The sequence below is a fragment of the Pseudoduganella violacea genome (assembly GCF_014191875.1).
Taxonomy (GTDB): Bacteria; Pseudomonadota; Gammaproteobacteria; order Burkholderiales; family Burkholderiaceae_D; genus Rugamonas; species Rugamonas violacea_A.
Map to the genome: position 1 here is coordinate 56,701 of NZ_JACHXD010000004.1, position 13,009 is coordinate 69,709.

At 61.0% G+C, this 13,009-nt stretch carries 13 protein-coding genes; 2 read left to right on the top strand and 11 right to left on the bottom strand.

Features of this window, described 5'->3' with window-relative positions:
* Positions 1–8: 8 nt before the first annotated feature.
* The 5 genes from FHS03_RS08650 to rpsO all read right to left on the bottom strand — a co-directional run bounded on the left by FHS03_RS08650 (position 9) and on the right by rpsO (position 3,686).
* Entirely contained in the window at positions 9–335 is a 327-nt protein-coding gene (locus FHS03_RS08650) for a cupin domain-containing protein (RefSeq protein ID WP_183440611.1), read from the bottom strand.
* Positions 336–346: 11 nt separating this feature from the next.
* Complete coding sequence (locus tag FHS03_RS08655) at positions 347–616, bottom strand: HigA family addiction module antitoxin (RefSeq protein ID WP_183440612.1); 270 nt, start codon at positions 614–616, stop codon at positions 347–349.
* 9 nt (positions 617–625) lie between these two features.
* Entirely contained in the window at positions 626–904 is a 279-nt protein-coding gene (locus FHS03_RS08660; RefSeq protein WP_183440870.1) for a type II toxin-antitoxin system RelE/ParE family toxin, read from the bottom strand.
* Between the two features lie 170 nt (positions 905–1,074).
* A complete protein-coding gene (gene pnp / locus FHS03_RS08665) occupies positions 1,075–3,195 on the bottom strand; it encodes a polyribonucleotide nucleotidyltransferase (RefSeq protein WP_183440613.1) in 2,121 nt (706 codons plus the stop codon).
* Positions 3,196–3,416: 221 nt separating this feature from the next.
* On the bottom strand, positions 3,417–3,686 hold the full coding sequence (rpsO, locus tag FHS03_RS08670; protein ID WP_050412268.1) for a 30S ribosomal protein S15: 270 nt from the start codon (positions 3,684–3,686) through the stop codon (positions 3,417–3,419).
* A gap of 150 nt (positions 3,687–3,836) precedes the next feature.
* Here rpsO and FHS03_RS08675 point away from each other — a divergent pair, with 150 nt between their 5' ends.
* The gene (locus tag FHS03_RS08675; protein ID WP_183440614.1) at positions 3,837–4,163 is read left to right on the top strand and encodes an outer membrane protein assembly factor BamE; all 327 of its coding nucleotides are present in this window, start codon (positions 3,837–3,839) and stop codon (positions 4,161–4,163) included.
* A gap of 134 nt (positions 4,164–4,297) precedes the next feature.
* Here FHS03_RS08675 and FHS03_RS08680 read toward each other — a convergent pair whose 3' ends face one another.
* The 3 genes from FHS03_RS08680 to FHS03_RS08690 all read right to left on the bottom strand — a co-directional run bounded on the left by FHS03_RS08680 (position 4,298) and on the right by FHS03_RS08690 (position 7,614).
* Complete coding sequence (locus FHS03_RS08680; protein ID WP_183440615.1) at positions 4,298–5,848, bottom strand: 2-isopropylmalate synthase; 1,551 nt, start codon at positions 5,846–5,848, stop codon at positions 4,298–4,300.
* Positions 5,849–5,879: 31 nt separating this feature from the next.
* Positions 5,880–6,743 (bottom strand): CDP-diacylglycerol--serine O-phosphatidyltransferase, encoded by an 864-nt coding sequence (gene pssA / locus FHS03_RS08685; protein ID WP_183440616.1) that lies wholly within the window; start codon positions 6,741–6,743, stop codon positions 5,880–5,882.
* Between the two features lie 118 nt (positions 6,744–6,861).
* Positions 6,862–7,614, bottom strand: a complete 753-nt coding sequence (locus FHS03_RS08690) for an SIMPL domain-containing protein (protein WP_176347029.1) — start codon at positions 7,612–7,614, stop codon at positions 6,862–6,864.
* A 195-nt stretch (positions 7,615–7,809) separates the two neighbouring features.
* Here FHS03_RS08690 and FHS03_RS08695 point away from each other — a divergent pair, with 195 nt between their 5' ends.
* Positions 7,810–9,495, top strand: coding sequence for an alkaline phosphatase family protein (locus FHS03_RS08695; protein WP_229426125.1), 1,686 nt, complete (start codon positions 7,810–7,812; stop codon positions 9,493–9,495).
* 143 nt (positions 9,496–9,638) lie between these two features.
* Here FHS03_RS08695 and ilvC read toward each other — a convergent pair whose 3' ends face one another.
* The 3 genes from ilvC to FHS03_RS08710 are packed head-to-tail and all read right to left on the bottom strand — an operon-like array spanning position 9,639 to position 12,925.
* Positions 9,639–10,655, bottom strand: coding sequence for a ketol-acid reductoisomerase (gene ilvC / locus FHS03_RS08700; protein WP_183440617.1), 1,017 nt, complete (start codon positions 10,653–10,655; stop codon positions 9,639–9,641).
* A 49-nt stretch (positions 10,656–10,704) separates the two neighbouring features.
* Entirely contained in the window at positions 10,705–11,196 is a 492-nt protein-coding gene (gene ilvN / locus FHS03_RS08705; RefSeq protein ID WP_050406919.1) for an acetolactate synthase small subunit, read from the bottom strand.
* Between the two features lies 1 nt (position 11,197).
* On the bottom strand, positions 11,198–12,925 hold the full coding sequence (locus tag FHS03_RS08710; RefSeq protein WP_183440618.1) for an acetolactate synthase 3 catalytic subunit: 1,728 nt from the start codon (positions 12,923–12,925) through the stop codon (positions 11,198–11,200).
* Between the last annotated feature and the right edge of the window lie 84 nt (positions 12,926–13,009).

Below are 13,009 nucleotides of genomic sequence, written 5' to 3' on the forward strand. Positions count from 1 at the left end.
TAATTTTATTATGCAGCGCCGCCCTGCTCCCCATGGATATGCACGGCCAGCCAGAGCGCGCCCTGCGACACGCTCAGCACCGTGTGCGGCGTGCGCGCCGGCAGGAAGAGATGGTCGCCCGCCGTCAGCGCCACATTCTCGCCCGCCACCAGCATCGACGCCTCGCCGCGCAGCAGCGCCACCCACTCGTCCTGCTCCTGCACATACTCGCCCGGCACGATGCGCGAAGAACTCAGGATGCGCTCGATCACCACGCCCCGATGCGACAGCAGCTGCTCGAACACCTCGCCGGTATCGGGCGGCTCGGCGTTCAGATACAGATTCCCGATTTTCATATCATGCGTGTTCAAGCCCGCGCTGCGGTATTCGAAGCGGCAACGCGCCGGTCATATTCGGCCTGAAGATTCAGCCAGAAAGCAGGACTGGTTTCAAAGTAGGCCCCTAAGGATTGCGCCAGATCCTCGCTTACCGACGCCTGCCCTTGGATAAACGCCTCAATCGTTGGCGCAGGAAGGCCAAGAGAATCGCCCAATTGCTGGGCACTCATAGCCAAAGGCCGCATAAATTCTTCGAACAGAATTTCACCGGGGTGAATTTCCTCCAGCGACTCGTCCATTTTCTCCTCCTAGCGATAATCGACGACTTCAACCTCATACGCGCCATCGGCAAGCCAGCGGAAGCATATCCGCCAGCGCTCATTGATGCGAATGCTGTATTGTCCGACCCGGTTTCCGGACAAGGCTTTCAGATGATTGCCGGGAGGCGTGCTCAAATCTTTCAGATCGCTTGCGGCATGGAGCACCATCAATTTGCGGCGCGCCACCCTTTCAATGGCGTCGAAGCGTGCCACCCTCGTCCCAGCAAACAGCTGCGCCGTATCTCTACTGGCAAAGCTAACTATCATGGCCAATTTACTCCTCGAATGGATTCGCTGCAAACGGGTTTTCAAGGAAGAGCCTGACGTAAACGCGGTGGCCGCAGCTTACGCCGAATTAAATGCGCACAAAAAAACCGCCCGGCTTGCGCGCGGGCGGTTTGGGCGGGACCGGGACGAAGCCCGGTGTACGCTAGCGATTACTGCGCAGCGGCGGCAGCTTCTTCAGCGGCGGCTTTCATCGACAGTTTCAGGCGGCCGCGGTCGTCGGTTTCCAGAACCTTGACGCGCACTTGCTGGCCTTCTTTCAGATAGTCGGCCACGGCGTTCACACGCTCGTTGGCGATCTGCGAGATGTGCAGCAGGCCGTCTTTGCCTGGCATCACTTGAACGATGGCGCCGAAGTCCAGCAGTTTCAGCACGGTGCCGTCGTAGGTCTTGCCCACTTCCACGGAAGCGGTCAGCTCTTCGATGCGGCGCTTGGCTTCCTGGCCGGCGGCAGCGTCCACGGAGGCGATGGTGACCACGCCTTCGTCGCTGATGTCGATCTGGGTGCCGGTTTCTTCGGTCAGCGCGCGGATCACGGCGCCGCCCTTGCCGATCACGTCACGGATCTTCTCTGGGTTGATCTTGATGGTGATCAGGCGTGGCGCGAAGTCGGACAGCTCGGTCTTCACGGTCGGCACGGCCTTCTGCATTTCGCCCAGGATGTGCTCACGGCCTTCTTTTGCCTGAGCCAGCGCGACCTGCATGATTTCCTTGGTGATGCCCTGGATCTTGATGTCCATCTGCAGCGCGGTGATGCCATTGGCGGTACCGGCTACTTTGAAGTCCATATCGCCCAGGTGGTCTTCGTCACCCAGAATGTCGGACAGCACGGCGAAGCGGCCGCCTTCCTTGATCAGGCCCATGGCGATGCCGGCCACGTGGGCTTTCATCGGCACGCCGGCATCCATCAGCGCCAGGCAGCCGCCGCAGACGGAAGCCATGGAGGAGGAACCGTTCGATTCGGTGATCTCGGACACCAGGCGCACGGAGTAGCTGAACTCTTCCGGCGATGGCAGGGCCGCGATCAGCGCGCGCTTGGCCAGACGGCCGTGGCCCACTTCGCGGCGCTTCGGCGTGCCGACGCGGCCGGTTTCGCCGGTGGCGAACGGAGGCATGTTGTAGTGCAGCATGAAGTCATCGGTGTACTCGCCCATCAGCGCGTCGATCTTCTGGCTGTCGCGCGCGGTGCCCAGGGTCGCTACGACCAGCGCCTGGGTTTCGCCGCGGGTGAACAGGGCCGAACCGTGGGTGCGCGGCAGAACCGAGCTGCGGATCGAGATTGGACGGACGGTGCGGGTGTCGCGGCCGTCGATGCGTGGCTCGCCTTCCAGGATCTGGGAACGCACCACTTTGGCTTCCATATCGAACAGGATGTTGCCCACTTCGACAGCGTCCGGCGCTTCGGTGCCGGCAGCGGCTGCTTCGGCCACCAGGTCAGCCTGCACTTCAGCCGACATGGCGCGCAGCTTGTCGGTACGGGCTTGCTTGTCCTTGGTCTGATAGGCTTCGCGGATCTTCGCTTCGGCGAAGTGGGTCACGCGGGCGATCAGGGCTTCGTTCTTGGCCGGAGCGGTCCATACCTGCTCAGGCTTGCCGCCGTCGCGCACCAGATCATGGATAGCGTCGATCACGACTTTCATTTGCTCGTGGCCATAGACCACGGCGCCCAGCATGATTTCTTCGGACAGCTGCTGCGCCTCCGATTCCACCATCAGCACGGCGCTTTCGGTGCCGGCCACCACCAGATCCATCTGCGAGGTTTTCAGCTGCGCGGTGGTCGGGTTCAGGATGTATTGGCCGTCAACGTAACCCACGCGGGCGGCGCCGATTGGACCGTTGAAAGGAACGCCAGCCACGCACAGGGCGGCCGAGGCGCCGATCATCGAAGGGATGTCCGGATCGATTTCAGGATTGACCGACAGAACGTGCACGATGACCTGCACTTCGTTCATATAACCTTCCGGGAACAGCGGACGGATAGGACGGTCGATCAGGCGGGATGTCAGTGTTTCTTTTTCCGAAGGACGACCTTCGCGCTTGAAGAAACCGCCGGGGATTTTGCCCGCGGCATAGGTTTTCTCCAGGTAATCGACGGTCAACGGGAAGAAGTCCTGGCCCGGTTTCGCGTCCTTGCGCGCCACCACGGTGGCCAGCACCACGGTGTCGTCCACCGACACCAGTACGGCGCCGGAGGCCTGACGAGCGATTTCGCCGGTTTCCAGGGTCACGGTGTGTTGGCCGTACTGGAAGGTTTTCGTAACTTTATTAAACATGGGTAATCCCTTTCTATTTGCCGACAGATTTTCAGGAGCTGTCGTTCCACCTCACCACAGGCGCCGTCCATGTAGGGACGCCGCCTTTACTGCGATTACTGCTTTACTGCACTTGCCAATCAAAAGTCCCGCTTAGCAATCTTTCAACACCTAGAAAGACAAAATGCCCGCGACAGCGAACTGGCGCAGGCATTTCTCTTTTAAACCGGGTGGCGCAAAAATTACTTACGCAGACCGAGTTTAGCGATCAGATCGCGGTAACGGTTTGCGTCCTTACCTTTCAGGTAAGACAACAGGCTCTTACGACGGTTCACCATCATGATCAGACCACGACGGGAGTGGTGATCCTTGCTGTGTGCTTTGAAGTGGCCGTTCAGCTCGTTGATACGAGCGGTCAGCAGCGCAACTTGCACTTCTGGGGAGCCGGTGTCGTTCTGACCACGTGCGTTGTCCGCAATGATCGCGGCCTTGTTGATGTTTTCTACAGTCATGATAAACCTTTCACATGCGATGCACGGAGTCTGAACCCTGCACATCGTGAACTTCGATTGATAAAAATCCAGCCTTTCAGCCAGACCCGCAAGTATAACCCGATTGCCGCCAGGATGGCTACAATTAGCCGGGAAAGGAGGGCCAACGCCATGAAAAACCGTCTCATTCTTATCATTTTTACAGCGATCCTCAGCGCCTGCGCCGGCCAAGGCGACCCGCGCTGGGAGCGCGGCGCCAAATTCAGCGCCATCCAGCTCGGCCAGGCCAGCAAAACCAGCGTGCGCGAGCTGCTCGGCCAGCCCGACGAAACCACCCATCTGAGTCTGCGCGATATGGATGTCTGGGGCTACCGCTACAAAGAGTCCGGCGTCTGGGACTCCATGATGCACATCCATTTTGACAAAAACGGCACCGTGCGCGAGCTCATGAGCGGCCCCGACCCCATGTACGACGAGCGGCGCGGCTTCTTCCATTGACAATTATCAAACAATGTCCAACCCTGGTGTCAGGCACCAAGGTCGGACATTTCTTGATAAATCTCAAAGAATGTCCTGCTCTGGTGCCTCGGCGGCCCCGCCTGACACCAGGGTGGGACATTGTTTGATGCAGATCAAGGGGCGGGTTCGGTTTGGGGGTTGAGGCGTTCGATTTTGGAGTGGAGCTTGTTCAGGCCCGATAAGTAGGCTTTGGCGGAGGCGACCACGATGTCAGGGTCGGCGCCGACGCCGTTCACGATTCTTCCGCCATGCGATAAGCGCATCGTGACTTCGCCTTGCGATTGAGTGCCGGAGCTGATGGCGTTGATGCTGAACAGTACTAGCTCGGCGCCACTCCTGGCTTCGCTTTCGATGGCGTTGACCGTGGCATCGACCGGGCCGTCGCCGCTGCCTTCGCAGCTGTATTCCTTGCCGTCCATCGAGAACACGACTTTGGCCAGCGGCAGCTCTCCGGTTTCGGAGCGCTGCGCCAGCGAGACGAAGCGGTAGTATTCGCTTTCGTGGGCCTGCTCTTCGTCGGTAACGAGAGCCATGATGTCTTCGTCGAAGATTTCGGATTTGCGGTCGGCCAGCTCCTTGAAGCGGGCAAAGGCGGCATTCACTTCAGCCTCGGAGTCCAGTTCGATGCCAAGTTCCTGCAGGCGCTGCTTGAAGGCGTTGCGGCCGGAGAGCTTGCCGAGCACGATTTTGTTGGCGGTCCAGCCGACATCCTCGGCGCGCATGATTTCGTAGGTTTCGCGCGCCTTCAGGATGCCGTCCTGGTGGATGCCGGAGGCGTGGGCAAAGGCGTTCGCGCCCACCACGGCCTTGTTCGGCTGCACGGCAAAACCGGTGATCTGCGACACCATTTTCGACGCCGCCACGATCTGCGTGGTGTCGATGCCCAGCTCCAGATTGTAGTAGGCGTTGCGCGTGCGCAGCGCCATCACCACTTCTTCCAGCGCCGTATTGCCAGCCCTTTCGCCCAGGCCATTGATGGTGCATTCGATCTGGCGCGCGCCGCCGATCATCACGCCGGCCAAGGAGTTGGCGACGGCCAGTCCCAGGTCGTTATGGCAGTGCACCGACCAGATGGCCTTGTCTGAATTGGGAATGCGCTCGCGCAGGCGCTTGATGGTGGCGCCGAACAGCTCGGGCACGGCATAGCCCACCGTGTCGGGGAAGTTGATGGTGGTGGCGCCTTCGGCGATCACGCCTTCCAGCACGCGGCATAGGAAGTCTTCTTCCGAGCGGCTGCCGTCCTCGGGGCTGAATTCGATGTCGTCGGTGTGCTGGCGGGCGAAGCGCACAGCCAGCTTGGCCTGCTCAAGCACCTGCTCCGGCTCCATGCGCAGCTTCATCCGCATATGCAGCGGTGAGGTGGCGATGAAGGTGTGGATGCGTTTGCGCGCAGCGGGTTGCAGGGCTTCGGCGGCGCGCGCGATATCGCGGTCGTTGGCGCGTGATAAGGAACAGACGGTGGATTCGCGGATCGAGGAGGCAATGGCGCGGATCGATTCGAAGTCGCCTTGCGAGGCGGCGGCAAAGCCGGCTTCGATCACATCGACGCGCAGCTTTTCCAGCTGGCGCGCGATGCGCACCTTCTCTTCGCGCGTCATGGAGGCGCCCGGCGACTGTTCGCCGTCGCGCAGAGTGGTGTCAAAGATGATGAGGCGGTTACTCATGGCTGGCTCCTTGAATGACCGCCTGAATACGTCAGCGGCGTTCGCTCTGATCGACCGGTTCTTCTTCGGTCTGGACGATGCTCACCGGCTTGCCCTTGGCCAGCCGGATGAAATACACGATATAGCCGGAAATGCCGTAAGCGACAAAGATGGGGAACAGCACTTTCGGCGGATCGATCGACACCAGCGCGAAGCCGAGCGCAATCAGGAACACCGCGATGAAAGGCACGGATTTGCGGAAGTTCACATCCTTGAAGCTATAGAAAGGCACATTGGTGACCATGGTCAGACCAGCGAACAGCGCGATCACCCACGACACCCATGGCAGGCTGATGCCCGGCACTTCAAGATCGACCATCATCAGCACGAAGCCCGCCACCAGCGCGGCGGCGGCGGGACTGGGCAAGCCCTGGAAGAAACGCTTGTCGACCACTTCGATATTGGTATTGAAGCGCGCCAGGCGCAGCGCGGCGCCGGCACAATAGACGAAGGCGGCGATCCAGCCCAGCTTGCCGAGGCCGCGCAGCGACCATTCGTAAATCACCAGGGCCGGCGCGGCACCGAAGGAAACCATATCCGACAGGCTGTCGTATTGGGCGCCGAATTCGCTTTGGGTGTTGGTAAGGCGGGCGATGCGGCCATCCAGGCCGTCCAGCACCATGGCCACGAAGATGGCCCAGGCGGCATGTTCGAAACGCTGGTTCATGGCCATGACGATGGCGAAGAAACCGCAGAACAGCGCTCCCGTGGTGAAGGCATTGGGCAGCAGGTAAATGCCGCGTGGACGCGGCTTGCTGGCTGCGTCGGCACCCTGCTGGCGCATGAATTTGCTGAAGCGTGGCTTCTTGGGCGCCTTGCCGATCGGGTTAGGTCTGCGGCGTGGGAATTGAGGCATAAAGTTCCATTCTCTTACTGCGTATTATTCTAGCCCGGCGGCGGGGATGGTCCCGCTGGCCGCCGGGTATATGCCCCTATTATAGTGGCACATGCAGCCGAGAGAATGGCTCTTTGCTTTACTTGAACTTAACTTTGCCCACCAGGCGCATTTCCAGCGTGGTTTCGCCCGGCTCGAAGCTTGGCTCGGAAACTTCCGCCGTATCCTTCATCATGGCGCTGCGCATCATGGCTGGAGCGGCCGCGTATTCGCGCTGGGCGTAGTTGCCCGAACCTTCGAAGTCGACGGTATCGAGCACGGCGTCGCTCAGCTTGCGGCCCATGGCGTTGGCGATGGAGGCGATACGCTCGTTCAGGTTCTGGTAGGTGGCGGCGATGCGCTGGTCATCCAGTTTCTTGGTGGCGGCAGGGCTCAGGCCGAATTGCAGATTGTTCAGGGTCAGCACCTTTTGCACCGAAGCGACGGTTTTCGGCAGCGCGTTCAGGTTGCTGGTGGTCATTTGCACATAGTGGCCGACGCGCCATGCGGTCGGGATGCGCGCCTTGGCGCTCACGCCCGGCGGCAGCGGACGGTCTTCCGGATACACGGGATAGGTGTAGTAGCCCTGGGTTTTCAGGCTGGCTTGCGGGTCTTCCTTCTTCAGGATATCCAGGCCCTGTTTCATTTTCTGGTTGACGCGCGAAGCGGCGGCAGCCTTGTCCTTGTCCTGCTCTTCGATGGCGAAGGTGGCGACGGCCTGGTCGTTCGGGGCTTTGACTTCGCCAAACGCGGGAACGACCACCAGGGTGCCAGTGGTTGGCAGGGATTGTGCCTGTACGGCTTGTGCGCCCAGTACCAGGGCAGCGGCGGCCACGGTTTGCATTACTTTCATAGAGTTTTCTCCTTTTTGTTGGTAAGGCCTATCAGGCAGTGAAGCAACTTTAACCGATATTACGGCTGAGCAAGGGACGATCTCGTGAACGTTTGTAACAGTGCTGGCATCAGTGTAGTGCAGAGTTTGTCATCGTCCTGAAATCAAATTCATGCAAGATGTAGGCTGCCTGAATTTCACCTGAGATCAAGACCGATGACTATGCTGAGAAATCCTGTCCTTTCCCTACGCGCGCTCGCGCTGGCTTCCTGCCTGCTCGCCAACGGCGCCTTGGCCGCCACGCAAGCGCCCTCCTCCGCGCCGGCGGCGGCCCAACCCAAGCTGGTGGTGGTGCTGGTGGTCGATGGTCTGCCGCAGGAACAGGTGGTGCGCTACCGCGACCAGTTCGGCCAGGGCGGCTTCCGCCGTCTGCTGGATCAGGGCGCCTGGTTCAGCAATGCGCACCAGGCGCATGGCATCACCGTCACCGCGATCGGCCATGCGGCCGTGCTGAGCGGCGCCTATCCCTACCAGCACGGGGTGATCGGCAATAACTGGATCGATCCGGTCAGCAAGACTTCCGTGTATTGCACCGAGGACCGGGCGCATACTTATTTGGGCGAAGAGACCAAGCCCAGCGACGGCACCTCGCCGGCGCGCCTGCGCGTGAGCACCCTGGGCGACGAGCTGCGTTATGCGAGCGGCCAGCGTTCCAAGGTGGTGGCCGTATCCGGCAAGGACCGCGGCGCGATTCTGCTGGCGGGCAAGACCGGCACCGCCTATATGTATATGGATAAAAGCGGCAACTTCGCCAGCAGCAGCTTCTATATGCAGCAACATCCCGAGTGGGTACAGCGCTTCCAGGCGGCCAAGCCGCAGGACCGCTATTACGGCAAGAGCTGGCGTCCGCTGCTCGATGATGCCGCGTACGCCGGCGATGCGGCCGACGACGCCACGCCATCCACGGCGGCGGCGCGTAACCGCTTCCCCTTCTCCTACTACAGCGAGAGCGGCAATATCGACGCCGGCTACTACGGCCGTTTGAAAGTCGGCCCCTTCCTCGACGAGCTGACGCTAGACTTCGCGCGCGCCGCCGTCGAAGGCGAGAACCTGGGCAAGAACCCGGCCGGCGTGCCGGACATTCTGGGTGTCAGCCTGTCCAGCCACGATTATGTGAACCACGCCTTCGGACCGGAAAGCAAGATGTCGCACGACCACCTGCAGCGCCTGGACCGCATGCTGGCCCAGTTCTTCGGCTACCTCGACCAGCGCGTCGGCCTCGACAATGTGCTGGTGGTGCTGACCGCCGACCACGGCTTCCCGAACGTGCCCGAGTTCGCCCAATCGCAACATATGGACGCCCAACGCCTCGACGGCGAAAAGCTGATGGCTGCGCTGAACCAGCATCTGGACGAACGATTCAAGGCCGGCAAGCTGGTGGCGGCCTGGTCGCTGCCAAACATCCACCTCGACTATGCGCAGATCGAAAAGAGCGGCTTGAAACGCGATGAAGTGGAGCAGGCCGCCGCCCGCTTCCTGCTCAAGCAAAATGGCGTGGCTGAAGTGTTCACGCGCGGCCAGATGGAGAGCAGCGCCGTCGGCGGCACGCGCCTGGCCACGCTGATGCGACGCGCCTGGCACCGCGAGCTGTCGGGCGACCTGATGACCGTCACCAAGCCCTACTGGTATTTCGGTAGCGGCACCAGCGGCACCTCGCACGGCTCGCCTTATGCCTACGATACGAATGTTCCGCTGATGGTGATGGGCAAGCGCTGGATCAAGCCCGGAGCTTATGGCCAGTACGCCGAGGTGGTCGACATCGCGCCCACCCTGGCCCACCTGCTGCGCATCCGCCCGCCAGCCGCCGCCGAAGGCCGCGTCCTGACCGAAACCCTGCGCTAAAACACAACAGCCGAGGCCGTGTCCACCCTGGTGCCAGGCACCAATCGGACACGGCCTCGGCCGTTAACTGATCCGCTGATACAGCTGAACTCGTGTCCAATCCGGTGCCTGGCACCAGGGTGGACACGAGCTCTGCTTTAGGATTAGTTTTTGGACTGGTCGACCAGTTTGTTTTTGGCGATCCAGGGCATCATGGCGCGCAGTTTGGCGCCGACTTCTTCGATCTGGTGCTCGGAGGTCAGGCGGCGGCGCGAGATCAAGGTCGGAGCGCCGGCCTTGTTTTCCAGGATGAAGCTCTTGGCGTATTCGCCGGTCTGGATGTCTTTCAGGCATTGACGCATGGCGTCCTTGGTGGCGGAGGTCACCACTTTCGGGCCGGTCACGTATTCGCCGTACTCCGCATTGTTGGAGATGGAGTAGTTCATATTGGCGATGCCGCCTTCGTAGATCAGGTCGACGATCAGCTTCAGTTCGTGCAGGCATTCGAAGTAGGCCATCTCGGGCGCGTAACCGGCTTCCACCAGGGTTTCGAAACCGGCTTTGATCAGCTCGACAGTGCCGCCGCACAGCACGGCTTGCTCGCCGAACAGGTCGGTCTCGGTTTCTTCGCGGAAGTTGGTTTCGATGATGCCGGCCTTGCCGCCGCCATTCGCGGAAGCATACGACAGGGCGATGTCGCGGGCGATGCCGGATTTATCCTGGTGCACGGCGATCAGGTGCGGCACGCCGCCACCCTGGGTATAGGTGCCGCGCACGGTGTGGCCCGGCGCTTTCGGCGCCACCATGATGACGTCGAGGTCGGCACGCGGCACGACCTGGCCGTAGTGCACATTGAAGCCGTGGGCGAAGGCCAGCACGGCGCCTTGCTTGGCGTTCGGTTCGACGTTTTCCTTGTAGACCTGGGCGATGTTTTCATCCGGCAGCAGGATCATGATGACGTCGGCCGCTTTCACGGCGTCATTGACTTCCGCCACTTTCAGGCCGGCCTTCTCCACCTTCTGCCACGAAGCGCCGCCCTTGCGCAGGCCGACCGTCACGTTGACGCCGGAATCGCTCAGGTTCTGGGCGTGAGCGTGGCCTTGCGAACCGTAGCCGATGATGGCCACGTTTTTGCCTTTGATGAGGGAGAGGTCAGCGTCTTTGTCGTAGAAAACTTTCATGATTTATTCCTTGTATATTTTGCGTGTATAGGGTGTTGGGGCTGGAGGCTCAGACTTTGAGGATGCGTTCGCCGCGTCCTATGCCTGAGCCGCCGGTACGGACGGTTTCCAGAATCGAGGTGCGGTCGATGGCATCGATGAAGGCATCGAGCTTGCTCTTGGCGCCGGTCAACTCGATGGTGTAGGTCTTCTCGGTCACGTCGATGATGCGGCCGCGGAAGATGTCGGCGGTGCGCTTCATTTCTTCGCGCTCCTTGCCCACTGCCCTCACCTTGATCAGCATGAGCTCGCGCTCGATGTGCTGGCCTTCGGTCAGATCGACCACCTTGACCACTTCGATCAGGCGGTTCAGGTGCTTGGTGATCTGCTCGATGATGTCGTCCGAGCCGCTGGTGACGATGGTCATGCGCGACAGGGTGGCGTCTTCGGTCGGCGCGACCGTCAGCGTTTCGATGTTGTAGCCGCGCGCCGAGAACAGGCCGACCACGCGCGAGAGCGCACCGGCTTCGTTTTCCAGCAAGACAGAGATGATGTGTCGCATATCAAAGATCCTCCGAGCCAAGCAGCATTTCGGAGAGGCCTTTGCCAGCCTTCACCATCGGCCACACGTTTTCGCTCTGGTCGGTAATGAAGTTCATGAAGACCAGGCGGTCTTTCATGCCAAACGCTTCGCGCAGGGCGCCGTCCACATCGCCCGGCTTTTCGATGCGCATGCCGACGTGGCCATAGGCTTCGGCCAGCTTCTCGAAGTCGGGCAGCGAATCCATATACGACTCGGAATAGCGCGAGCCGTAGTCGATCTGCTGCCACTGGCGCACCATGCCGAGGAAGCGGTTATTCAGCAGGATGATCTTGGGCGTCAGGTGGTACTGCTTGCAGGTCGCGAGCTCCTGGATGCACATCTGGATCGATCCTTCGCCCGTGATGCAGGCCACGGTGGCGTCGGGATTGGCCATCTGCACGCCCATGGCGTAAGGCAGGCCCACGCCCATGGTGCCCAGGCCGCCGGAATTGATCCAGCGGCGCGGCTTGTCGAAGCGGTAGTACTGCGCCGCCCACATCTGATGCTGGCCGACGTCGGACGTGATGAAGGCGTCGCCCTGGGTGATGTCCCAGACCTTCTCCACCACTTGCTGCGGCTTGATCACCAGGTCCGAGGTGCTGTATTTCAGGCAGTCGCGGCCGCGCCATTCCGCGATCTGGCCCCACCATTTTTTCAGGGCGGGCGCGTTCGGCTTGGCTTCGGCGGCGTCGAGCTGGGCCAGGAATTCGACCAGCACATCCTTCACATTGCCCACAATCGGGATATCGACCTTCACGCGCTTGGAGATCGACGAGGGATCGATGTCGACGTGGATGATCTTGCGCGGGTTGCTGGCGAAGTGTTTGGGATTGCCGATCACGCGGTCGTCGAAGCGGGCGCCGATGGCGATCAGCACATCGCAGTTCTGCATCGCCATATTGGCTTCGTAGGTGCCGTGCATGCCGGGCATGCCGACGAATTTCTCGTCGCTGGCGCGGTAGCCGCCCAGACCCATCAGGGTGTTCGTCACCGGGAAGCCGAGCTTGTCGACCAGGCGGTTCAGCTCCGGCGCGGCATTGGCCAGGATCACGCCACCACCGGTATAGATCATGGGGCGCTCGGCTTGCAGCAGCAGCTGCACGGCCTTGCGGATCTGGCCCGAGTGGCCCTTGTCCATCGGACGGTAGGAACGCATCTCGATGTCTTTGGGGTAGTTGTAGACGTGCTTGTGCATGGAGATATCCTTGGGGATATCCACCAGCACCGGGCCGGGCCGGCCGGTACGCGCGATGAAGAAGGCTTTCTTGATCGTTTCGGCCAGATCCTTGACGTCCTTGACCAGGAAGTTGTGCTTGACCACGGGGCGGGTGATGCCCACGGTGTCGCATTCCTGGAAGGCGTCCTGGCCGATGGCGTGGCTGGGCACCTGGCCGGAGATCACCACCATCGGAATCGAATCCATATAGGCGGTGGACAGGCCGGTGACGGCATTGGTCACGCCGGGACCGGAGGTGACCAGGGCCACGCCGACTTTCTGCGAGCTGCGCGAATAGGCGTCCGCCGCGTGGATGGCGGCCTGCTCGTGGCGTACCAGAACGTGCTGGAATTTGTCCTGCTTGAAGATGGCGTCGTAGATGTACAGTACGGCGCCGCCGGGGTAGCCGAAGACGTGTTCAACGCCTTCTTCCGCCAGGCAGCGGACGACGATCTCGGCGCCCGTGATGGGGGCTGCTGCTTCGGTGTTCATGAAACATTCCTTTCAAGGTCCATAGGAGATTGAACGGATGCTCTTGCCTATCGAAGTAAGCGTTGCACTGCAGCACTCTCAAGC